General features: G+C 33.7%; 21 protein-coding genes, 1 tRNA gene and 1 pseudogene. 15 read left to right on the top strand and 8 right to left on the bottom strand.

Translation table 11 applies throughout. From position 1 onward, the window contains the following. Nucleotides 1-13: 13 nt before the first annotated feature. From OPR44_RS00720 to OPR44_RS00710, 3 genes are all read left to right on the top strand, one after another. Nucleotides 14-604, top strand: coding sequence for an ankyrin repeat domain-containing protein (locus OPR44_RS00720; protein ID WP_265015030.1), 591 nt, complete (start codon nt 14-16; stop codon nt 602-604). Nucleotides 605-636: 32 nt separating this feature from the next. Beyond that, nucleotides 637-1,830: a hypothetical protein gene (locus tag OPR44_RS00715; protein WP_265015029.1), complete on the top strand. Its 1,194-nt coding sequence runs from the start codon at nt 637-639 to the stop codon at nt 1,828-1,830. Nucleotides 1,831-2,116: 286 nt separating this feature from the next. Beyond that, nucleotides 2,117-3,862, top strand: a complete 1,746-nt coding sequence (locus OPR44_RS00710; RefSeq protein WP_264375083.1) for a type I secretion system permease/ATPase — start codon at nt 2,117-2,119, stop codon at nt 3,860-3,862. Between the two features lie 99 nt (nt 3,863-3,961). Here OPR44_RS00710 and OPR44_RS00705 read toward each other — a convergent pair whose 3' ends face one another. The 4 genes from OPR44_RS00705 to OPR44_RS00690 form a co-directional block, all read right to left on the bottom strand. Continuing rightward, entirely contained in the window at nt 3,962-4,330 is a 369-nt protein-coding gene (locus OPR44_RS00705) for a hypothetical protein (RefSeq protein ID WP_265015028.1), read from the bottom strand. Nucleotides 4,331-4,423: 93 nt separating this feature from the next. Continuing rightward, on the bottom strand, nt 4,424-4,723 hold the full coding sequence (locus OPR44_RS00700; protein ID WP_265015027.1) for a hypothetical protein: 300 nt from the start codon (nt 4,721-4,723) through the stop codon (nt 4,424-4,426). Between the two features lie 57 nt (nt 4,724-4,780). Then, the gene (locus OPR44_RS00695) at nt 4,781-6,043 is read right to left on the bottom strand and encodes a pyruvate dehydrogenase complex dihydrolipoamide acetyltransferase (protein ID WP_265015026.1); all 1,263 of its coding nucleotides are present in this window, start codon (nt 6,041-6,043) and stop codon (nt 4,781-4,783) included. Nucleotides 6,044-6,327: 284 nt separating this feature from the next. Next, the gene (locus tag OPR44_RS00690; RefSeq protein ID WP_149168710.1) at nt 6,328-6,822 is read right to left on the bottom strand and encodes a WBM0748 family T4SS-associated protein; all 495 of its coding nucleotides are present in this window, start codon (nt 6,820-6,822) and stop codon (nt 6,328-6,330) included. Between the two features lie 236 nt (nt 6,823-7,058). On the opposite strand from OPR44_RS00690, the gene OPR44_RS00685 reads away from it, so the two are divergent. Then, entirely contained in the window at nt 7,059-7,541 is a 483-nt protein-coding gene (locus OPR44_RS00685; protein ID WP_265015025.1) for a hypothetical protein, read from the top strand. Between the two features lie 33 nt (nt 7,542-7,574). Next, the gene (locus tag OPR44_RS00680; protein WP_265015024.1) at nt 7,575-7,919 is read left to right on the top strand and encodes a hypothetical protein; all 345 of its coding nucleotides are present in this window, start codon (nt 7,575-7,577) and stop codon (nt 7,917-7,919) included. Between the two features lie 124 nt (nt 7,920-8,043). Here OPR44_RS00680 and ftsH read toward each other — a convergent pair whose 3' ends face one another. The 3 genes from ftsH to OPR44_RS00665 form a co-directional block, all read right to left on the bottom strand. Further along, on the bottom strand, nt 8,044-9,873 hold the full coding sequence (ftsH, locus tag OPR44_RS00675) for an ATP-dependent zinc metalloprotease FtsH (protein ID WP_265015023.1): 1,830 nt from the start codon (nt 9,871-9,873) through the stop codon (nt 8,044-8,046). Nucleotides 9,874-9,885: 12 nt separating this feature from the next. Beyond that, nucleotides 9,886-11,178 (bottom strand): tRNA lysidine(34) synthetase TilS, encoded by a 1,293-nt coding sequence (gene tilS / locus OPR44_RS00670; RefSeq protein WP_264377464.1) that lies wholly within the window; start codon nt 11,176-11,178, stop codon nt 9,886-9,888. 142 nt (nt 11,179-11,320) lie between these two features. Beyond that, nucleotides 11,321-11,800 carry an OmpA family protein gene (locus OPR44_RS00665; RefSeq protein WP_007302208.1) on the bottom strand — a complete coding sequence of 160 codons (480 nt, stop codon included), beginning with the start codon at nt 11,798-11,800 and terminating at the stop codon, nt 11,321-11,323. Nucleotides 11,801-12,074: 274 nt separating this feature from the next. Here OPR44_RS00665 and OPR44_RS00660 point away from each other — a divergent pair, with 274 nt between their 5' ends. From OPR44_RS00660 to OPR44_RS00615, 10 genes are all read left to right on the top strand, one after another. Beyond that, on the top strand, nt 12,075-13,493 hold the full coding sequence (locus OPR44_RS00660) for a gluzincin family metallopeptidase (protein WP_264375088.1): 1,419 nt from the start codon (nt 12,075-12,077) through the stop codon (nt 13,491-13,493). 20 nt (nt 13,494-13,513) lie between these two features. Continuing rightward, on the top strand, nt 13,514-14,581 hold the full coding sequence (locus OPR44_RS00655; RefSeq protein ID WP_019236777.1) for a rod shape-determining protein: 1,068 nt from the start codon (nt 13,514-13,516) through the stop codon (nt 14,579-14,581). 227 nt (nt 14,582-14,808) lie between these two features. Further along, entirely contained in the window at nt 14,809-15,915 is a 1,107-nt protein-coding gene (gene mnmA, locus OPR44_RS00650) for a tRNA 2-thiouridine(34) synthase MnmA (RefSeq protein ID WP_264377465.1), read from the top strand. Nucleotides 15,916-16,027: 112 nt separating this feature from the next. After that, entirely contained in the window at nt 16,028-16,834 is an 807-nt protein-coding gene (locus OPR44_RS08705; protein ID WP_265015022.1) for a WD1261 family protein, read from the top strand. Nucleotides 16,835-16,839: 5 nt separating this feature from the next. Beyond that, entirely contained in the window at nt 16,840-17,319 is a 480-nt protein-coding gene (locus OPR44_RS08700; RefSeq protein WP_265015021.1) for a hypothetical protein, read from the top strand. 59 nt (nt 17,320-17,378) lie between these two features. Then, complete coding sequence (ppa, locus tag OPR44_RS00635) at nt 17,379-17,885, top strand: inorganic diphosphatase (RefSeq protein WP_265015020.1); 507 nt, start codon at nt 17,379-17,381, stop codon at nt 17,883-17,885. Between the two features lie 98 nt (nt 17,886-17,983). Then, a tRNA-Ser gene (locus OPR44_RS00630) sits at nt 17,984-18,074 on the top strand. A gap of 118 nt (nt 18,075-18,192) precedes the next feature. After that, nucleotides 18,193-19,320: a SurA N-terminal domain-containing protein gene (locus tag OPR44_RS00625; protein WP_265015019.1), complete on the top strand. Its 1,128-nt coding sequence runs from the start codon at nt 18,193-18,195 to the stop codon at nt 19,318-19,320. Nucleotides 19,321-19,353: 33 nt separating this feature from the next. Further along, nucleotides 19,354-19,983 carry a ferredoxin reductase domain-containing protein gene (locus tag OPR44_RS00620; protein WP_264377469.1) on the top strand — a complete coding sequence of 210 codons (630 nt, stop codon included), beginning with the start codon at nt 19,354-19,356 and terminating at the stop codon, nt 19,981-19,983. Further along, a complete protein-coding gene (locus OPR44_RS00615; protein ID WP_010403418.1) occupies nt 19,967-20,518 on the top strand; it encodes a 5-formyltetrahydrofolate cyclo-ligase in 552 nt (183 codons plus the stop codon). The genes OPR44_RS00620 and OPR44_RS00615 overlap by 17 nt, the downstream gene beginning before the upstream one ends. A gap of 149 nt (nt 20,519-20,667) precedes the next feature. On the opposite strand, the pseudogene OPR44_RS08820 reads toward OPR44_RS00615, so the two are convergent. Next, nucleotides 20,668-21,569: pseudogene (locus OPR44_RS08820) on the bottom strand (IS5 family transposase). Between the last annotated feature and the right edge of the window lie 209 nt (nt 21,570-21,778).

The following is a 21,778-nucleotide window of genomic DNA, read 5'->3' as shown; positions in this document are numbered from 1 at the left end:
CACAAAAAAAAAGTTGTTATTTGCAGCTATTTTGAGCGGCAATAAGGAATGTCTTGAATTTGTGTCAAAAGAACTTGTAGGTAAAAAGGTGGCTGCTAGCATCAAAGTGTTATATGATGAAAATGACAATACACCGTTACACATGGCTGCTCTTGCCGACGACATAGGACTCTCTCAGTATGTTATTGAAAGTATTGCTAAGTCAATTATTAGGAACACAGTACCACTTTTTAACACAAACAGTCAAGGGCTTATACCTCTACATTTAGCTGCCATGAGCCTTAATGCTGAGTTAATAGAATATTTTATGACAGATAATCATTACCCCTATAATAAGAAAATGTTAAATGTTGTATCTAAATCTGGAAGAACAGCATTACACTATCTTGTAATGAGTGATAATGATTTTGAAAAAACTATAAATGAGGATTTTAAGCAAGGTCAATTTTTGAAAAAATTGGTTTTAGAAAAGCGTAAACAAAATGAGCGCTTAAGGGAAAAAGCTATTAAAGCCTTATTCTACCTAACAATCAGCACCGGAGAGAAAACTGTAAATAAGAAGATAAATTTTGATATAAAGGATAATGCAAAAAAACAGCTTTAGATTATGCTTTTAAACATGGCGACACAAATATCTTGAGGTTATTTTTAGATTTCTTTTATGAAATAAGGGAAAACAAAAAAAAGAAATATGATAGACTTAATATGGAAGATCAAGAAAGAAGCAAAAAGCTTCTAGATTACTATAATCTGGCCATGTCAATATCAAGTGTGATTATTTCTGTTTGCGTTAAGTATAATAATGCAAAACCTAAAAAGGAAGAAATTCTTACCTGGATTTCCATTGCATTTTCTTCGATATCATTTTTACTTATCTTATACAACTTAGTGATTGGCCTTCAAAAAGAACCTGTTAAACGTAAGATAGAAAACTATACTGAAAAAATGAACAGAATTGAAGAGGCTACAGGAAAGTTAGCTAAGACAAAAGTAGGGGATCATGATTTGGAGGAATACAACTCAATATTGGAACTATTAATAAAGAATGCAGAAGATATTTCACGATTGGAAAATGAACTTTACAAGTTTACGCATGAAACTAGATTAGAGAGTAAAGACAAACTCAATATTTCTCCTCAGAAAATGAGTAGGGGTGGTAGTGCAGTACCATGTTCGAATAAGTCTTTAGAAGGTAGAAAAAGTTCACCTGTTTTGAATGATTTAACAGCAAAACTTAGTCTGTATTCAAGACGCAACAGTAGAGTACAAAATACAATGGACAAGTCAGATAATCCATCATGTGTAATTACTATAAATGAGCATCCAGAAATTAAACCAAAAGCTCCGAAAAACAAATTCAAGAATGTTGCAACCAAGCTAAAAATAGGCAATATCTTTAGTAAGAAAAAAGAAGATCTTATTGCTTCATCAAGCTTATCAGAAGGTGCTAATCAAGAGAATATTACAAAAATGAATGAAGAAAACTGTGGGTTGATAAAACTATTTGGTGATACCAATGGGTATTCAACATTTTCGACTCCTTTTAATCCAAGCGATTCAACCTCAAGAGAAGAGTGTGGTAACAATCATAGTGCAGCGCGTCATGTGAGTTATGGTAGTGCAAATAATCCTGTAAGTGATAAGGAAGTTAGTAAATCTCCATCTCTAATACTTTCTAACTTTGAGGAGGGGATTACTGTTGACTGTTTTAAATTCGAAAGATATAGACCAAGGGTATATTCAAGTCCATCTTGTGTGAGAAAAAGAGCAATTACAGCTAGATCATTGGAATATGTAATACTTCCTGATCATATAGAAAGAGGAAAATAGATGCAGATTGTAATCACTGACTCTGATAGCATCAACTTTCAGAGGAGTGATAGTAAGCATTCTAGTAAACTGTCATTGAGTAGTAGATAAGGAAAACATAGAACAATTGGCAAGGCTATCGTATAAGATTATAGTAGAGAAGGAATTAGATAGTCTTGCTATAAAAAAGTTTATATTCGCATATGTTAACATTTTATTATATTAACGATAGGGTAAGGCAATAGCTGTTAATACTTTTGAAATAAAAGTTATATATGGTGCATATAGTTAAGTTAAAAGGAAGATTGTGGAAATTACTCCATCAATAAAAAAAGAATTAAAGCAAAGTATACTATACACTTGTCTAGAGAAATGCAAGAGTGCGTTTTGGTTCATTTTCTGGTTTAGTTCAGGGATTAATGCGTTGATGTTATTTTTGCCACTCTATACTTCTCAGGTACTTGATCGAGTGATATCGAGCGAGAGTGTATCAACATTAGTTATGCTGACGATTATTACTTTATCTGCGTTTGCATGTTCTGCAATGCTTGAAACTTGTCGATATTTAGCCATGGCAAAAATTGGCGACTGGATTGATAAAACTGCAACACCAGACCTAATAGTAAGGTCAATTAGGCTAACATCAGTGCAGAGCTCAACTTCCAGCGGTGAAGCAATACGAGATCTTGGGGTAATAAAAAATTTCATTACAGGAAATGGTATATTTTCACTATTTGATACTCCATGGTCGTTAATTTACCTTGTTTTCATCTTTATGATACATACCTCTACAGGGTTTATAGCTATTGCCGGAATTATTATATTAGTTTCAATGGCAGTATGGAATGAACTTGCTACTAAGCGTATATTGAGAGAAACCAATGAAGAAACTATACGTAATATTAATGCTATAGATGTTGCAACACGAAATGCAGAGGTGGTTGAAGCTATGGGTATGTCAGAATTTATAGTTTCTGATTGGTGTAAACGGAATGATCAAAATCGTGCAATGCAAGTTACAGCGCAGAATCGTTCTAATGTGATTACTGGGATTACTAAGTTTTTACGCTCGACTCTCCAAATTTCAGTAATTGGAACAGGTGCATTACTCGCAATCACAGCTCACAAAACTGCTGGTAGTATCATTGCTGCCTCAATTTTGATGGGTAGAGTATTGGCTCCATTTGATGCAGCAGTTCATACTTGGAAATTTTTAAATCAAGCCAAAATGTCATATGGCAGGCTGCAAAGACTTATCCTAACATCACCAAAAAGAGAGCAAACTATGGCTCTACCAGAGCCTGAAGGGAAGTTGGAATTTGATAGAGTATTCTTTACTCCTTATGGGAGTAATAAGCCAACAGTAAAAGGAATATCATTTTTAATAGAACCAGGGGATGTAGTTGGTGTTATTGGCGCAAGCGCTTCTGGTAAGTCCACCATTGCCAAGCTAATTGTTGGTGTATGGAAACCCATATCTGGTGTAGTCAGACTAGATGGTGCTGATGTATACACTTGGAATCGAGAAAATTTTGGTAATTATGTTGGCTACTTACCTCAAGATATTGAGTTGTTCAACACTAGTGTTAAAGCTAATATTGCTCGCATGAGACCAGACCCAAATCCTGAAGAAATAATCAAAGCAGCAAAAATTGCAGGAATACATGAATTAATACTGAGCTTACCAAATGGGTATGATACAACAATAGGAGGACCTGGAGGAGTAATACTCTCTGGTGGCCAAAAACAGCTTCTTGGACTTGCAAGGGCTTTTTATGGTAATACTAAGCTTTTAGTGCTTGATGAACCGAATGCTAACTTAGACAGTAATGGAGAGGCGCGCTTGATTAATGCAATCAATGTTGCAAGAGAGCAAAATACTACCACTGTTATCATCACTCATAAGCTACCATTACTATCCGTAGTTGATAAAGTGATTATCATGTCAGATGGTGTTATTTATGCTATGGGACCAAAAGATGAGATTTTGAGCAGATTAGTTGCTCCATCACCAGATGCCACAGAAGATAAACGTTCTTCAGCAAGTGGTTAAGAAAGAGAGAAGTTGTCACACTTCTCTTTCTCTTATAGAGTACTATATGCACAGTTTATAAAATCTTAAGCAATTGTTATTCGAAAAATCCAATAATGATTAGCCGCGGAACCTATTTGCTAATTCTCTCACATTAACCTTAGACATTTCTGATGTAGGCTCTTGTGTATATGAGACATCAGATTTAACGCCTTTTTTGTCATGACCTTTAGTAATAGAACATACTACAGTATTAGCCTTTACATGCTTAACACTTGGATCTGATTGAAACCCATGCTTTCTTTCCATTTGTGCTTCAAGCTTACTGCTATCATGTGTAACCCTACACCTTTCTAGATTACGGTCACGTTTGTCAGGAGCTACATATCCATCTATATCACTACATAAGAACGGGCGCACTTTGAACCTGTCTGAACTAACACCATTTTCAACACTTGCAGAATTATGAGCTTTTCTATTATTGCGCATTTTATCTACAGCTTCCTTTATTTTTTCTTTTGATGGTTTTGGCAGCAGTGCTGGCTTATATGCACATGCTGGTAGTTCTGGAAATGAGTCCTCCTAAAACAGCAAATGACTTTGGTTTCTCTTACTATCTGATTCTTCAATATTCTTTATTGGTGTCTTGAAAGAGTTTTCATTTTTCTTTCTTAGATCCAACTCATTTAATCCGCTTCCAACATTATTTTTTCTTGTTGTAGTGTGAATAACACCTGGAAGTTTCACTTCATACTTAAATTTTTTACCAATGGTATCTATTGACTCATTAGATGAGGAATCTATTTGAAACCTATCGTTTGAAAATTTTGATTTTGTAGCATCAAAAGATATACTACGTTTTTCTATCTTTTTATAAGTCATATTTTACCTCTAAACCTATTAACTAATAAAAGTATAAACTAAGAGGTATTAATTTTATTATAATAATAAAGGCTCAAGAAGCATCACCGTAGGGTTTTCTATATAGTACTTAAAGGCATTTAAAAATTTTGCTCCGAGTGCTCCATCAACTGCTCTGTGGTCAACAGAGAGAGTAACTGTCATTACCTCTGCTATCTCTATTTTTTCACTTATGACAACTGGTTGTTTTTTAGATGCGCCGACAGCCATAATGCAAGACTGTGGTGGATTGATTATAGCACTGAAAGTTTTTATACCAAACATGCCTAAATTAGAAATGGTAAACCCTCCTCCTTGAAATTCTTCAGGCCTTAATTTTCCAGATCTTGCTCTATTTACTAAATCTTTCACTTCTTTTGATATAGATAAAACACTTTTTTCATCAGCATTTTTTACTATAGGAGTAATCAGTCCATCCTCAAGCGCTACAGCAATTGAGATATCTATATTTGAGTATCTTACTATTTTAGTATCTATCCACGATGAGTTTATATCAGGAAATTTTTTCATGCTGAAAGCCACAGCTTTTATAATTAAGTCATTAATTGTTACTTTATTCTTCTCATTTGCTGAATTAACCTCATTTTTGAGCGATATTAGCTTATCAACGTGGCAGTCTACAGTTAAATAAAAGTGTGGAATATTTTGCTTAGATTCAACTAGGCGCTGCGCTATCACTTGGCGCATATTACTTACTTCAACTGTTGTATTTTCCTCAAATCTCTCATAGCTTTTAGTTTGATCTAAAAATTCTAATACATCAGCTTTGATGATACGACCATATGGACCTGTACCTTTTAATCGCTTTATATCAACACCTTCATTTTGAGCTATTTTTTTAGCTAAGGGGCTTACTTTTATTCTATTTTCTGTTGCTCTATCCTCTTTTTTAGATCCCAGTGTCACGCACTGGGATGACATTAAAGAGCTAGATGAAATCGAAGGGTTGGATGATACTGAAAAATCGGCTTCAACCTCCTTCTCAACCTTGGTATTGATGGCAGAAGCTAAATCAAGTGCGCTTTTATCTTCCCCTTCCTCTAACATTAGAGCTATCAGTTGATTTACAGGCACGCCACTTGTTCCTTCCGACACTAAAATTTTTGCCAAAACTCCTTCATCGACAGATTCAAACTCCATTATGGCTTTATCAGTCTCAATTTCAGCGATTACATCACCTATTTCAACTTTATCTTGTTCTTTTTTACACCACTTTACAATTTTTCCTCCAGTTTTACTCATTGTTGGGGAAAGAGCAGGCATCAATATTTCTATAGGCATTTATTCTGTATTAAAAGATCTATTTAATTTTTAATTTACTCTTTACCCTATGTCAATCTAATCGTAAATTATGATACTTATATCATCCTAGTACGTGATGCTGGAATCTTGGTTGACTACTGTTATCCTACTATTTCTATTGCTTAGTCCTAGACAGAGTACAAATAGTAAGATCATCATGAAAATAGACGAATCTGTTATAATGGAAATAGAAAAATGTAGTGCTTACTATCCTCTCACAAACATATAGCTTGGGTACAGAAAAAATTTATATGAGGAGCTGGTTAAATTGATAAAAGATCAGAATTAATAGTAGTTTCCGAATCTTCTGTAGCAGGCTCTTCATGTGAAGCAGAGGACAGACTAACTTCTTTATCCTCTGTTCTCTGTATAGAACTACCACAAAAACTCCTTAACATCTCTTCAGCAGATGAATTTAAAATCTGTATAATAGACTTTTCACTTTGTTCTTTCAGCGATTGATCCATTCTAGAAATCAACTCGGAAAATTCACTACCTTCTTTTCTAGCTTCACTTTCTATCTTATTTTTTATGCTTTCTATATTACTTTGGTTAATTTCTTCTTTCGTTATGTTAAATGAATTAGCAATACCTTGATACTTAATCTCACAATCGCCACAGCCAACTATGCAAAGAGCAATAGAATCGGATATTTCACCTGCAGCCGAATTATGGATAGTGTAAGCTAAGCAATTGTCATGATATTTAATGCCAAGCTGTTGCTCTATCAATTCAGAAATTTCATTTTTTAAAGACATAAAGTACCTCCTTCTTACATTACTGTACCTTCTGATTAAAGTACAACAGCTGCTCCTAAATAGCAATCCATATATGGTTTACTTTAATAAATTATTAAAGTAAGAAGCTTTTACATCCTAAAACATAACTGAGATAAGCCAATGTAAAAAAAATTTTAAACGAGAATTATTGTATATATATTACTTATTTGGTAAAATTATTTTGGCAAAATAGCATATAAAAGTTGAGGCTAATTATGAATATTAAAGAAGGAAAGGATTTACAACAGGAGTTATTAGGAATTGTTTTCAATATACTCATAGAAAGTGAAGATAGCGCCATAGAAGCTATGGAAACAAGAGCAGTAGAGATAATTAAAAAACTAAAGGAACACATTAATGATTATATAGAGTATGGTGGTCAAAAAAAGCCAATTTTAGATTGGGTTATTGTTTGTGATTCTCAGAATAATGTCAGACTAAATAACAAGTCGCTATTAAAATTTGAGAAGGCAATTAAGGATATTGGAGGAAGAGCACCGCTAAATGAAATAAAAAGTACAATAAGGTTATTAGTAGAACAAGCACAGCTAAATCATGTTAGAATTAGAGGTGAGAGAGAAGTACCACTAAACCTCTTTGAGGAAAACATAATAATGAGAGAGCGAAGAAGGTCAAGAGAACAACAAATGCGGCCAAATTTTATTAGAGAAAGAGAAGCGTCATTGAATCTCTTTTGAAACAGGGATGAAAATGTAATAATGAGAGGACAAATGAGGTCACGCTATATTAGGCGTATTAGACGTGAAAGAGAAGTACCACTTAGTTCAAAAATAGGAGAATTAATTGGTGTAGTTTCATCCATAATTGTAGGTGCTTTCATTGGTATAATGGTTGGTATGGTCATTGCTGGTTTATGTATTGAGCTTTGTGTAATCACCACTGCAGAACCGATTCTTCTCATCATGGGTGCTACTGCTGTTATAGGAGCTATTGTAGCAGGAACTGCTCCTGTATTAAAGCTAATAGAGATGCAAGAACCTAATCTTTCTCCTAGTAGCGGTCTGGAAAGCTCTAATACTGAACATACTTATTTAAATAGGCAAAGAGTTATTTAGAAAAAAATTGGAAGAATGTTCAAAAAAGTCCATTTATAAAATACATCGGCTTAACTATGATCTTATAACTTAAGCTAATTAATTAAAAATTTTTGTTTTAGCGGTTAAATAAAGCCAGATCTGATTAGAGAGAGGATCTCCTTACCTCTTCCTTACCTTCATTTTCATTTCTAACAATTTTTTTTCCACTTAATATGTCTCTTATTTCATCTCCTGTTAAAGTTTCAAACTCCAGTAGATTTTCAGCAATGAGCTCCAAGTCTTTCCTACGCTTGGTTAAAATGTCTTTTGCTTTTTCATAGCAAGAAAATACGACTTTCTTTACTTCCTCATCTATAAGTCTTAACGTATCTTCAGAAATTGTCTCAGAATCATGTGTGATTTGTTCGCGATTATGATAGATCGGACCTATTTTGTCGCTCATTCCCCATTTTGTCACCATAGAACGTGATAAATCTGATGCTAGTTTTATATCTGAAGATGCACCGCTTGTGACTTTATCATAGCCAAAAATTAGCTCTTCTGCCACACGTCCACCCATTGCAACAGTTATATCTGCTAGCATCTTTTCTCTTGTGAGGGACACTCTATCTGTTTCTGGTAGTCTCATAACTAAACCGAGTGCTCTACCACGTGGAATAATTGTTGCTTTGTGTATAGGATCAGAAGCAGGCATATTAACTGAAACTACTGCATGACCAGCTTCATGGTAAGCAGTAAGCTTTTTTTCTTCTTCTGTAATGACTAAGGACCTTCTTTCCATGCCCATCATCACTTTATCACGTGCATACTCAAAATCATCCATGGTAACAATTTTCTTATTTCTTCTTGCAGCAATAAGCGCAGACTCATTCACTAAATTTGCTAGATCAGCCCCTGAAAAACCTGGCGTTCCCCTCGCAACTGTTTTTACGTTTACATCTGGTGCTATCGATATTTTCTTTATATGCGTATTTAATATTCTCTCACGCCCATTTATATCAGGTAAAGAAATAGTAATCTGTCGGTCAAAACGACCAGGTCTAAGTAGTGCTGGATCTAGGACGTCTGGACGGTTAGTTGCAGCAACTATTATCACACCTTCATTAGACTCGAAACCATCCATTTCAACCAGTAATTGATTTAATGTTTGTTCCCTTTCATCATTACCGCCACCAAGACCAATGCCGCGATGCCTACCCACTGCATCTATTTCGTCTATGAAAATTATACAAGGAGCATTTTTCTTACCTTGATCAAACATATCACGAACACGGCTTGCACCAACACCGACAAACATTTCAACGAAATCAGATCCAGAAATACTAAAAAACGGTACATTAGCTTCACCTGCAATTGCACGAGCAAGTAGAGTTTTACCAGTTCCAGGGGAACCAATTAAAAGACATCCTTTTGGTATCTTCCCACCTAACACTTGAAATTTTTGCCTTTGTTTAAGAAAATCAACAATTTCAACCAACTCTTCTTTTGCTTCATCAATCCCAGCAACATCATCAAATGTCACTTTTTTTCCAGTAGTCATAAGTCTAGCTTTTGATTTGCCAAAGCTTATAGTTCTATTACCTCCTGCTTGCGTTTGTTTAAAAAGGAAAAGTAATAAACCGATAAAGATAAGCGTCGGAACCCATTGAATAAGTAATCCACCAATGATACCTATTGCAGAGTCTCCAATTAAAAAGGAGAACTTCACTTTCCTATCATGCAAACTTTTTATTAAGTCACTATATATAACACCACTTGAGTTAAAGGCTGACCCATCCCTAAACTTCCCTTCGATGCTTTGGTTTCTTATTGTAATATTTTCTATATCATTCTCTTCTAGTCTAGTTAAAAATTCTGAAAAAGGTATAGTTGTTTTACTCTTACCTATACTTCCGCTAAATTGAATATAAGCAACTGAAATAAGAACAATAATCACTAACCAGATCAATAAGCCTTCTAAAAATTTTTTCATTTACATTTCTAATTAAATACTAATCAAGCTTACCAAATTTTGTTTTATCGTGCTATTAATAATGAATCGAACCTTATCATCATCGGTATTTTTTCCGTTATAATTTACATCAGGATAAGCAAGCATCTTTCCATCTTTTTGTACTGTAGGCAAAGAATAGTAAACTTCAGAGCAATAATCATAATTTTTTAGAAATTCAGGGATTTTTTGTGTTTTCTTTAGTGGAGCAATAGTTACTGAACACTCCTGATCTCCAAATATTGTGCAGCTAAACCTGTTATCCCATTCAATAGAACCATTTAATGGTAAGTGTACAGTAATTTCCTGTATCTTTGACGATTCTCTCATTATCAGAATACTTTCTCCATATTTTCTTATTTTGCATCCATAGAGTGTGCAATTAACATCACTATTTTGTTGCAATATTCTATTAAATATTGCGATAAGGCTACGGTACCTTGGTTTATAGTGCTTGTTGACAATTGCCATTATAGAATAAAGAAGAAGTCTTAAAGCTATTTCCTCTGGCAGTTTATAAAGTTCATCTAGTTTAATTTCAATATAACCAAGATCATGAATATTAACGCAGTCATTAAGTGCAAGGCGTGTGTAGTGCATCAACGCTTTTGCAGCTCTTTTCATATGAAGGGCTGTGAGGCATATTCGCTCTGTTAAAATCTCTTGATTGTCACTTGCTTTAAGTAAGTTACGGTATAAAGTTCGTCTGTATTTTAAGTCATAATTGCTTCTATCTTCGATCCATTTTAACCGGTGAAGATTAGCGTACTTTTCTATTTCACTACGACTAAAATTTAACAACGGCCTAAATATATAAATACCATTTAAGAAAGATTTGTAATCCATTGATGATAATCCATCTACTCCACTACCTCGCTCCAATCTTAATAAGAACGTTTCTGCTTGATCATCTTTGTGATGAGCAACGAGCAAACATTTAACATTATTGTTTTTACACCACTCTGCTAGTAACTTATATCGTGCTTTTCGTGCCTGTAACTGAATATTACCTTTAATATTTTGCTTCTCCCAATTTAATATGAACGATTCCTTTGCTCCAAGTTCTTTTGCATAACTTATAATAAAATCAGCTTCTTTTTGAGACTCTGAACGTAACCCATGATTTACTGTTAATGCTATAGGAAGTGAAAGCTTGTTTTTTTTTGCCCAGTTAGTCATTAAATGCAGTAAGACTATACTATCTACACCACCTGATACTGCAACTGCGATTTGGTTATGGAAAGCAAAACTATTAGCTATATTTTGAAATAATAACTCTAATTTCATTATGTTTCTTGATGGCCAGATAGTCTCTACGTCATACAGCGACTTATTTGTGGTATATATAGATCCCGCTAACAAGCAGCGGAATTGCTCTCTTTTGTCATCCCAGTGCTTGACACTGGGATCCAGGTTTTAATGCAAGAAACTACTTCTTTATTCCAGAAAATGAAAATTCCACTCTACGATTTTTAGCATGCTCTTTTTCATATTTAGAATTTCTAGAATCATCTTTTACATTAACCAAAGGCTCAGTTTCACCTTTAGAAGCAGTTTTTATTCTATTTTCTAGATAAGGTGTACAGCTGACCATAAATTTTTTAGCTGCATCTGCTCTTCTAGCTCCTAGTGCAAGATTATACTCGTGAGAACCACGATTGTCAGTATGACCAGTTAAAGTGACCTTTGCGTCAGGATTATTTTGTAACACTTCCATCACGTCAAGTAATGCATCTGCACTCACTTCACTGATACTAGATTCATCATAACCAAAGAAAACTCTTTTATCACCTATCTGCTTAACAACAGCATTCATTTTATTTGTCGTATTTACTCCTTTTTTAGGGCAAGAACTTACACCAGTAAGCAGTAAACAAAAACAACACATTATAATCAGTCTACTCCACATCACTAAACCTCCATAAATTTAAAATATAGTGCGTAATTTTAATTTTAGTACTAATAATCCCTCTATACTAGAATAGAGTCAAGGGAAATAAAATACTAAATGTTTTCTTTACAATCTTATAATTAATTTTCTGATAAGATGCTCAATTCTTAGCAATGAAGTACAATAAAAGAATAAAAATACAATTTTTTATTGTACTTTAAGCAAATATACTTTTAACTTTATTATTAATCTATTACGATATTAAGCGGATGTTTCAAAGCAATGAATAAAAATGAGATCTTATAAGTTTTTAGAGGAAGTATTACATAAGGTAAGGAATATCGAAAACACACTAAAACTACTAAGCAAAAGCCAATTGAATGTAGAGGACAAAGTTGAACAAATGTGTCTTCTAGAGGAAATCAGACATGAAATTATCTCTCATGATGCAATAAAGGAATCATTAGCGAATGCTCTTAGGAATAAAAAGAGTGCTAATATTCAGCAGCTAAAGTTAATAGAGGGGATACACAAAAGCAGCAGTGCTATTCCTGTTGATTTAGTAAAATCTTTGTCCAAAGCTAAGATTGAATGCCAAAACTTATGGAGGCTAACTAATTCTGAAATTAGCAACTTAGAAAAGCTGAAAGAATGCTTTACTAACCTAATTAAGCTTACTCGTGAAGCAGCTTCTATAAAATCGCAGCAATTAAAGCGCTCAAACTATGAGTCATTGCTTGCTGACTATGACTCTAATATCACAGAAAAGAACATAAAGGAAATATTTCCTAAGCTAGGTAAATTTTTTAGTGAAAATGTAGAGAAAGTAACTCAAAAGCAGAAGAAGGATAAGGTTACTAATATACAAAAAGTTACGGTTCAGAGACAGATTGAACTTGGTTCCTTATTCTTACAGCAAATGAGTGTTACACCAAATGAGATTTCCATTTCTTATTACGATTCTATCGATTATGATGAATCTGACCTTTGTTATGGTTTATTTTTACTTTTACGGCATACTGGTTATGCAATTCATCAAAAATGTTTAGCGCAAAATTCTATAAAGAGCTCAATTACAAAACATATTATGTATGAAACTCAAGGGTTATTCATGGAAAGGATCATTGGAACATCCAGAGAATTTATTGAGTTCATTCAACCACACATAAAGGAGAAACTTTCTACAAAAGGCAAAATTAATAGTAGTGTTGAAAATTTGTATTTGATTTTCAATAAAGTAAATCTTTCATCTTTTTTGAAGAATGCGGATGAATTTAGTTTATTGGCTCACATTATGCTAAGAACTAAATTAGAACAAGATCTAATAAATGGTACGTTAGAAGTTAAAGATCTACACGATAAATGGTTGGAAGGTATGAAGCATTACAAGATTTCAGTAAAAGCTAAAAATGAGCTAGACACTTATTTTCAAGATGAGTATTGGATAAGTGGTGTTATAGGCTACTTTCCTATTAAAGTCATAGCGTTAATCGCTGCTGTGCAGTTTTTTTCTTTCATTAAGAAAAATCATTACGAATTTTTAGATTCTATAGTAAAAGGAGATTTCAGTTTACTTATCGATTGGTTCTCTAAAAATGTATATAGTGCAAATTATGGCTTTTTGGAACAGCTAAAAAAGGTAACAGGTAGGGATTTAGATATTGAGTGCTACACTAGTTACTTATCTGAAAAGTATAATTTGTCTCAATAAATGGTTTTCTTGAGTTGTGTATGAGTTTTGTTCAGAATTTAATCAGAAATTTTTTTACTTTCAAAGGTTTATTTGCTAGCGATATTGCTATAGATCTTGGTACTGCAAATACTTTAGTTTATCAGAAAAATCAGGGGATAGTGCTTGATGAACCCTCAGTTGTAGCAAGAGTAAAAGAAAAAGGAAGTTACGTTCCTTATGCTTTTGGCAAAAAAGCTAAGATGATGCTCGGAAAAACACCTGGAGAAATAGAAGCGATAAGGCCCTTGAAAGACGGAGTTATTGCTGATTTTAAAAGCGCGGAAGAAATGTTAAAATATTTCATACGCAGCGCAAACACAAGATTCACTGTTAATAAGCCTAGTATTATCATATGTGTTCCATCTGGATCTACCCCAGTTGAAAGGCGTGCTATACAAGATGCAGCAGAAAGTGCTGGTGCAAATGAAGTATTCTTAATTGAAGAACCAATGGCTGCAGCAATTGGGGCTGGACTTCCAGTTACCGAACCTGAAGGTTCTATGATTGTTGACATAGGAGGTGGTACAACTGAAGTTGCAATTATTTCTTTAGGTGGAATTGTTTATTCACGTTCTGCCAGAGTAGGTGGCGATATTATGGATGAGGCAATAAAGTCATACATTCGTGAAAATCATAAGTTATTGATTGGCGAAACAACTGCTGAAAAAATCAAGAAAAACGTCGGTTCAGCCAGTCTGCCAGTTGAAAACAACAAAGAGGGAATGATAATTAAAGGCAGGGATTTAGTGAGTGGTATGCCAAAAGAAATGCTTTTATCAGAATATCAAGTTGCAGAGAGCCTAATAGAGCCTGTACATCAGATAATTTCTGCTATTAGAACTGCACTGGAGAGTACTCCACCTGAACTTTCTTCTGATATAGTTGATAGAGGAATAATTTTATCTGGTGGAGGTGGGTTATTGCGCAACTTGAGTAAAGTTATTAGTGAAACAACAAAATTACCAGTTCGTGTTGCAGATGATCCACTTTGTTGTGTTGCCCTGGGTAGCGGAAAAGTACTTGAAAACATGGACTATTTTGGCCATGTTTTATTCAAGCAAGATTAAATTGTTTTTGAAGGCAGTTTATCGAATTGTTTTGATGGAATTATGTAATATAAATGAGATCCCAGTGCCACGCACCAAGTAATTTAAAGGCAACTTCCAGCAGGAAGGGGTGTCATCCCAGCGCTTGACACTGGAACTTGACTACAAATAAGTACGCTTTTTCGATGAAATTGTGTAATAGAAACTGGATTCCAGTGCTTGACACCAGGTTTGTGTTTATAAATTATATGCTAAAAGAATTTGAAATTGAACCTTTATTAAAAGATAAAGCTCCGCATCAAACTAAGGCTATTGTTGCAATGTCCGGGGGAGTTGATAGCTCCGTTGCTGCAGCACTGCTGTATAACCTTGGGTACGAAGTGATAGGTGTGACTCTTCAGCTCTATGGCAGTGATGGTAATGCGAGAAAGGGTGCATGCTGCGCTGGACAGGATATTTATGATGCCAAATACGTGGCTGAAAGTGTTGGCTTTCCCCACTATATTTTAAACTACGAGGAAATATTCAAAAAGGAAGTAATAGAGGATTTTGCAAATACCTATATGCGTGGGGAAACCCCCATACCATGTGTAAGATGTAACCAAACAGTAAAATTCCGTGATCTATTGCAAGTCACAAAAAATCTTGGTGCGGATGTGCTCGTAACAGGACATTACGTAAGAAGATTAGAAGAAAATGGTGAGGTAAAGTTGTGCAGAAGTATTGATAAAAGTAAAGATCAAAGTTATTTTTTGTTTGCTACAACTGAGGAGCAGTTAAAGCTTTTGCGATTTCCACTAGGTGAGTTCTATAAAAGTGATATAAGAAAATTAGCAAAATATTTTAGCTTACAAATCTCTGAAAAGCCGGATAGTCAAGATATATGCTTTGTTTCCGAAAGCTATAGTAAAACAATAGCTAAATTAGCTCCACAATCTGTACAGAAAGGTAAAATAGTAGATATTCATGGAAAAGTGCTAGGTGAGCACAGCGGCATAGTAAATTTTACAGTGGGACAGAGAAGAGGCCTCTGCATCGCACACAATGAGCCTCTTTACGTGATAAAAATTAATACAGAAAATAATGAAGTTGTAGTAGGCCCGATCAATGCTCTAATGCAAAAAAAGATATTGGTCAAAGAGTTAAATTGGTTAGAACAACCAAAAGAAGGCATGGAAGTAACTGTGAAGCTTAGGTCATCACATGCAGGAAGCTTAGCGACAATATATTCAACTGACGAAAAGAACAAAGCCTGTGTAATTTTAAACGACGATTACTTTGGCATCAGTCCAGGTCAAGCCTGTGTAGCATATAAGGGCGAACAAGTTATAGGTGGAGGTTGGATATGCTCCTAACTTGGTGGTTTAATTTTTTAATGCAGAATGTAAACATACAATAAAATTTATTGCTGTTTTATCCTATATTCTTTATACTATAAAGATAATTATTATATTGTGGACTAGAGGGATGGTTAAAGAAGTTGAAGAGTTAATAAAAATTGTTGGTAAGGGCAATTTACTAGAAGCCGCATTTATTCGTTTGGGCAGTTTTCAACATGCTGACTTACATCATTGCATGGATTGCAGAAATCATATAGGTCTATTCGAATTCATTAATAAAAAAGAACAAGAGCCATTAGATAAATATTTTAACTTAAAATTTAGTCTACAAGGATTGTTTTTAATTTATGTTCAAGCTTATAGAGTTCTTGCAGAAAATGCTCAGTTCAATACTCAAGAAGTAATTGATAAAATATATGCTGCAGTTGAAAGTAAAAAAATACCTACTCTTTGTGACACTTCGAAGAAACTGCTAAGGGAAATTGTAGATCAAGTAGAATTGACAGAAGATCAAAAAAAACTAAAGCTTTTTAATATTCTAGCAAATCCGAAAGGTGAAGCTCTATTTAACAATAATGATGACTTTGAGAAACAAGTACTCAATAATGTTAAAAAGTTACTCAAAATAAGCTATGCAAATGAATTTGATAAAGAGTTTAGCTTATGTAAAGAGGTAATAAATCATTATTACTCGATTCACAGTATAAAAATAGATAAAGACATAGCATTACTATTTTCTAGTTATGGTATATTTTCTACATGTACTGGAAATGGAGATATTTTATCACTCAATCAATATATTAATGAGAAAGCTAGAGTAATCAACACACCACTGTATTACAGTTACATCTTACAGTTAATAAACGTATTAAGAAAAATTGAGTTACGTATAGAAATGGATTCACCAAGTATACACTTAATTATAGAGGTATAAGTGAATTGAACGGGACATTTACAGCTGCAAGAGAGCAAGACAGTCAAGATTCTCTATATCCTAAAAATATCAAACGTACTCTAGAGCAACTACTAAAAAACCAAAATAGTGATGCATTTGAACAATTAGTAACAAACCCTGAGAATACGTATTACTCAGTGCCACAAAGTGAATGCAGACTAAACTCTACTATCAATAACAAAAAAAACAAAAATCATAAAAACACATTTTGTAAATTAGCTTTAGGCATGTTTATATTATCTGTTGGATTATATGCTGCTGACTATTTCCTTATGGAACAAAAATTGTTTAACTCAATGAATCCACAAACTAATCTAATAATTGCTGCAGTGCTGACTATTGTGGTAATATATGCCTTATCTCAATTATTGAAACCACCACAGGAACCACCACTTTCAACAGTCGATGATGTGCGGAAGAAAAAATTAGAACCGCTCCATGCAAATAAGCTCAGAACTACATAAATGTGGCAACTTAAAAGCACATATTGTATAATGCTTATTCTTAAGTTAAGAGGTAATCCATGGATTTAAGTAAAATAACAGCGGGACCAAATGCGGTGAATGTGGTAATTGAAATAGGCGCAAATGCTGAGCCTGTAAAGTATGAATTTAATAAAGAGCTCGGATTATTACAAGTTGACAGATTTTTGTCTACTTCAATGACTTATCCTTGCAATTATGGATTTGTACCAAACACCTGTTCAGGTGATGGTGATCCTGTGGATATTTTGGTACTAACTCAATTTCCTTTAGCGCCTGGAGTTTTGATATCGGTGCGTCCAGTAGGTGCATTACTCACTAAAGATGAAAAAGGAGAGGATGAAAAGATATTAGCGGTGCCCATTTCCAGTGTTGACAGCTATTATGACAATATAAAGAACTATTCTGACTTACCTAAAAATCTATTAGATAAAATTGTTCATTTCTTTTCTCATTATAAAGATCTAGAAAAGGGAAAAACAGTGACAGTTGGAGAATGGGCTGATGTAGAAGAAGCAAAAAAAATCATTAAAAAAAGTAGAAATTAGTTTGCATCAGAGCTGCTCAGAAAAATATTGTTGTTTTTTATGTTGCGGTTAAAAGCATTAGACAGGCAGTAAAGGTCTTGATATTATAGTAATAATTTGGAAGGGTGGCCGAGCGGCTGAAGGCGGCGGTTTGCTAAACCGTTATACGATTGAAAAGTCGTATCGAGGGTTCGAATCCCTCTCCTTCCGTATATTATTGTTTAGGTATTCATTACAGTAATTTCATCCTCTTTTTTAATTATTAAAAAGTTAGCTAGCGTTTATTCAGTATTTATTATAGAATTAGTTATTAGCTAAATAATTTTATATGCATAAAATACTAATTTTGATATTAATAATGCTGCCGCTTAGGTTACTTGCAACTGAGATTGAAATTGTTGCAGATGTAAATGGTGAGCCAATTTCAAATTTAGATATCGAAAGACGTATAAACTTCATAAATTCATTGCTTGGCACTCAGAAGATTAATCAAAAAGAGGTAAAATCTCAAATTCTAAGACAGTTAATAGACGAAATTATCATTGTCAGCGAAGCACAGAAGATGAATATAGAATTGAGTAACGAGGAGTTAAATAATGCTGTCACGTTATTCTTAACTCAAAGTTTAAAACTTGAGGCTGATGAAGTTGATCAATACGTAAAAAAGCATAATATAGATCTCAATACCCTAAAAAAACAAGTAAAGTGTCAGCTACTGTGGAACAAGATTATTGAAGTAGGAATTGTGCCACTTGTCAATATCAGCGATAAAGAAGTGGACGATGTAAGAAAACAAAAAGAGAAACCTGACTACCTTATTACATTTCAGGAGTTTGTAATTCCTGATCAGAAGATGGCTGAAGATTTAATAAAACAATTACGTAGCAGTAATAATCCAGAATCTTCAATAAAGATGAGCAAAGCAACCGTTAATTTAAGTCAGCCAAAAGGTAAACTCAAGGACGTTTTGGAAGGATTAGAAATCAGTGATGTAGCAGGTCCGGTTAGTTTAAGCGAAGGTTACTCTGTTATAAAAGTCATAGATAAAGTACAGCTTAATCATACAATGCTGAAAAGTACTTTAAAACTGAAACGGGTTGTAGTTGAAGGTTCAGAAAGTTTACTCTCTAGTTTTAAGGAGCAAAAGGTCAGTTGTTTAAATTTTGACAAGTTAGCAGATGATTTCAAGTTGCCAAGCGTAAAAGAGTTTGAAATAAAAATGCGAAATTTAAATCCTGATTTACAGATTTTATTTAGTAAAACAAATATGAATGAAATAGTAGAATTAAGAGAAAATAGCACTGCAAAGTTGATGATGTTATGTGATATCAAAAATAATGCAATGGATATAGAAGCAATAAAACAGGAAATGTATCAACAAAAGATTATGATACAAAGCAACCTGTTATTGGATAATATGCGTAAAAATGCAGCTGTTAGTTATCAGTTTAATTGAAGTTAGAGAGGTTTTCTACTCCATAAAAAGTTTATGAAGAATATAATGCTCATTGGCGGTGGAGTTGGAAATGCAGTGTTATTTTCGATAGGGAAAGCATGTCTTGAAAACAATCATAAGGTTTTATATTTCGCTGGCTATAAAAAATTAAGTGATGTATTTAAACGAGCACTGATAGAACGTGCATCAAGTGCAGTAATTTGGGCATGTGAAGAAGGATTGATAGAAACAAGCAGAGAACAGGATAAATCCTTTCATGGTAATATAGTTGATGCAATAATCTCATATCAGCAAGGAAAGTTAGGTAAAATTACTATTAGTTTAAACACTATAGATAAAATCATCACTATTGGTTCTGATAAAATGATGAAAGCTATAAATGAAGCTAGAAAAACAATTTTAAAGCCATATCTAAAACCAAAACACATAGCAATATCATCAGTTAACTCTCCTATGCAGTGCATGATGAAAGAAATCTGCGCTCAATGTATTCAGCAACACATAAATAAGGAAACAGGAGAAATAAGTTTTGTTTATAGTTGCAATAATCAAGACCAGGATATGGAGCTTGTTGACTTTGATTTTTTAAGTGAGCGCTTGAAGCAAAATAGTTTACAAGAAAAGCTCACTGCAAAATGGATAGAACATGTTCAAAGACACTAAACAGCACAAAGAGGAACTAAGGAAGCAATATAGAACCATAAGAAAAGATGTTGATGAAAGTTATTCTAGTTATGCAGCAAATTCTCTTATTAATCTCTTTAACAAAAACTTAAGTTGCGTTAAAGGTAAAACAATAGCAGCGTACATTCCAACAGACGGAGAAATTAATGTTGTGCCTTTGATGCATCATTTACTCGATTTAGGATATAAAGTAGCAATTCCTAATAAAAATAAGTTATTAAAATTTGAGGAATGGAATAAAGCAGATGAAGATATAATTCCCGACACAATCATTACCCCTATTGTTGCTTTTGATGATCATTTTAATAGGTTAGGTTTTGGCGGTGGTTGGTATGATGAAATGATAAAAAAATTACGGCCACTTGGAAAAATATTTATAGGTGTAGCCTATGAGAAGCAATATTGTAAAAATTTACCTGTAGAAAAACATGATCAAAAATTGGATATTATAATCACTGAGATGTGTGTTAGATGTAGAAGTGGATTGCTCAAAAAAGTGGATAGAAAGGAGTAGCATAGTCTCCCTCTTTCTGATAGTAATTGCTTATCTGTTCAGATGCATGCAAATATTGAAACCTGTACTCCCTTTCTTGTCATCCGAGTAGCTGACACTGGGATGGCTTTATTGCATCACACTTTATGAGATGGTGATTTATGTTAAATTCATGTAACTATCTCAAATTTAGCCATACCAATATCAGTGAATTTATTAAGCAAATAGCATTTAGTTCTTTTTCTCGATTTATCTCAGATTTATTCCTAAAACTAAATCCGAATATTTGCTTTAATCTTGAGAAAAAACCTTCAATATAAGATCTTTTCCCATAATTTACTTCTTTTTCCATTCTTTCATGCCATCTTCACCGTATAATTTTATTAACCTAATAGCAGCATTCCTGTCAGACATATAATCTATTTCTGGATGTTCTGCTGCATTGTTTATTGGTGGAATTTTTGTCTTTATATCATATTCGTTACACAACTTATAAAACTTGTGCCTATCACATGCTCTATCTGCATATAGTGCTTTTATGGCATGCTGAAAATCAACTTCTTTTAGCAAATCACAAGTGATCAGAGTAGACACCGTTACTGTATTTTACAGCTATGGCTTTTTTGTTGTTTATATTCAACATTACGTGCAATTTTCTCGTTTGCTCATAGCCACTCTGTCAGTGCTATTTTCCTTGCTGTGTGTTGTTGTATATACTAATTCCTGTACTGTCTATAGCAACTTCGATATCTTCTATATTATTTTCTGCAATCATTTATCTTAATATTAAGTTTTTTTTGATGCTTGTGAATAGCTGCAAATTTTTTCCTATTTGTTGCAGATATCCTTTTACAAACCCTACCGTTTGTCTTAAGCCAATTCTAAAAAGATTAACGATTATATGCACCAAAATCACAACTTTATCACTATAAATATAGTTGCCGCCCTGCATTTTTGGACAATTCTCGTACCAATTTTCTATGGCGTCATTGATATAACAAAAAATGCTTCCTCTTTCTTGGAGAAATTTGTTATATTCATGGCAGTTACTGACTCTCATTTTTTGTGGCATATTTTTTCTTCAACAGTTAAATGGCTATTTATAATGAATTTTGTCAGTAACTGCCAGTTCTTTTCACTTGAGCGATTCAACAAAGCCCACTGGGATCCAGCCTGTTTTATCTTTTATCATAGAATGAGACGTTCAGCATATTCATCTTTTTCCATCACCATATCATAAACAATCATTCCATGGGAGCGCATAATTTCAGGTGTATGATC

It is taken from the genome of Wolbachia endosymbiont (group B) of Camptogramma bilineatum, from assembly GCF_947251825.1.
Classification (GTDB): Bacteria; Pseudomonadota; Alphaproteobacteria; order Rickettsiales; family Anaplasmataceae; genus Wolbachia.
The sequence above is the reverse complement of the archived record's forward strand: the minus strand, read 5'-3'. Positions and strand labels throughout refer to the sequence as shown.

Coding starts and splice junctions, on each gene's coding strand:
- OPR44_RS00690 (WP_149168710.1), bottom strand. CDS start 6,822: ATGTCTTTAAAAAATGAAATTTCTGAATTGATAGAGCAACAGCTTGGC.
- OPR44_RS00665 (WP_007302208.1), bottom strand. CDS start 11,800: ATGTGGAGTAGACTGATTATAATGTGTTGTTTTTGTTTACTGCTTACT.
- tilS (WP_264377464.1), bottom strand. CDS start 11,178: ATGAAATTAGAGTTATTATTTCAAAATATAGCTAATAGTTTTGCTTTC.
- OPR44_RS00625 (WP_265015019.1), top strand. CDS start 18,193: ATGCATAAAATACTAATTTTGATATTAATAATGCTGCCGCTTAGGTTA.
- OPR44_RS08705 (WP_265015022.1), top strand. CDS start 16,028: ATGGTTAAAGAAGTTGAAGAGTTAATAAAAATTGTTGGTAAGGGCAAT.
- OPR44_RS00700 (WP_265015027.1), bottom strand. CDS start 4,723: ATGACTTATAAAAAGATAGAAAAACGTAGTATATCTTTTGATGCTACA.
- OPR44_RS00685 (WP_265015025.1), top strand. CDS start 7,059: ATGAATATTAAAGAAGGAAAGGATTTACAACAGGAGTTATTAGGAATT.
- OPR44_RS00705 (WP_265015028.1), bottom strand. CDS start 4,330: ATGCGCAATAATAGAAAAGCTCATAATTCTGCAAGTGTTGAAAATGGT.
- OPR44_RS00660 (WP_264375088.1), top strand. CDS start 12,075: ATGAGATCTTATAAGTTTTTAGAGGAAGTATTACATAAGGTAAGGAAT.
- OPR44_RS00655 (WP_019236777.1), top strand. CDS start 13,514: ATGAGTTTTGTTCAGAATTTAATCAGAAATTTTTTTACTTTCAAAGGT.
- OPR44_RS00615 (WP_010403418.1), top strand. CDS start 19,967: ATGTTCAAAGACACTAAACAGCACAAAGAGGAACTAAGGAAGCAATAT.
- mnmA (WP_264377465.1), top strand. CDS start 14,809: ATGCTAAAAGAATTTGAAATTGAACCTTTATTAAAAGATAAAGCTCCG.
- OPR44_RS00620 (WP_264377469.1), top strand. CDS start 19,354: ATGAAGAATATAATGCTCATTGGCGGTGGAGTTGGAAATGCAGTGTTA.
- ppa (WP_265015020.1), top strand. CDS start 17,379: ATGGATTTAAGTAAAATAACAGCGGGACCAAATGCGGTGAATGTGGTA.
- OPR44_RS00695 (WP_265015026.1), bottom strand. CDS start 6,043: ATGCCTATAGAAATATTGATGCCTGCTCTTTCCCCAACAATGAGTAAA.
- ftsH (WP_265015023.1), bottom strand. CDS start 9,873: ATGAAAAAATTTTTAGAAGGCTTATTGATCTGGTTAGTGATTATTGTT.
- OPR44_RS00680 (WP_265015024.1), top strand. CDS start 7,575: ATGAGGTCACGCTATATTAGGCGTATTAGACGTGAAAGAGAAGTACCA.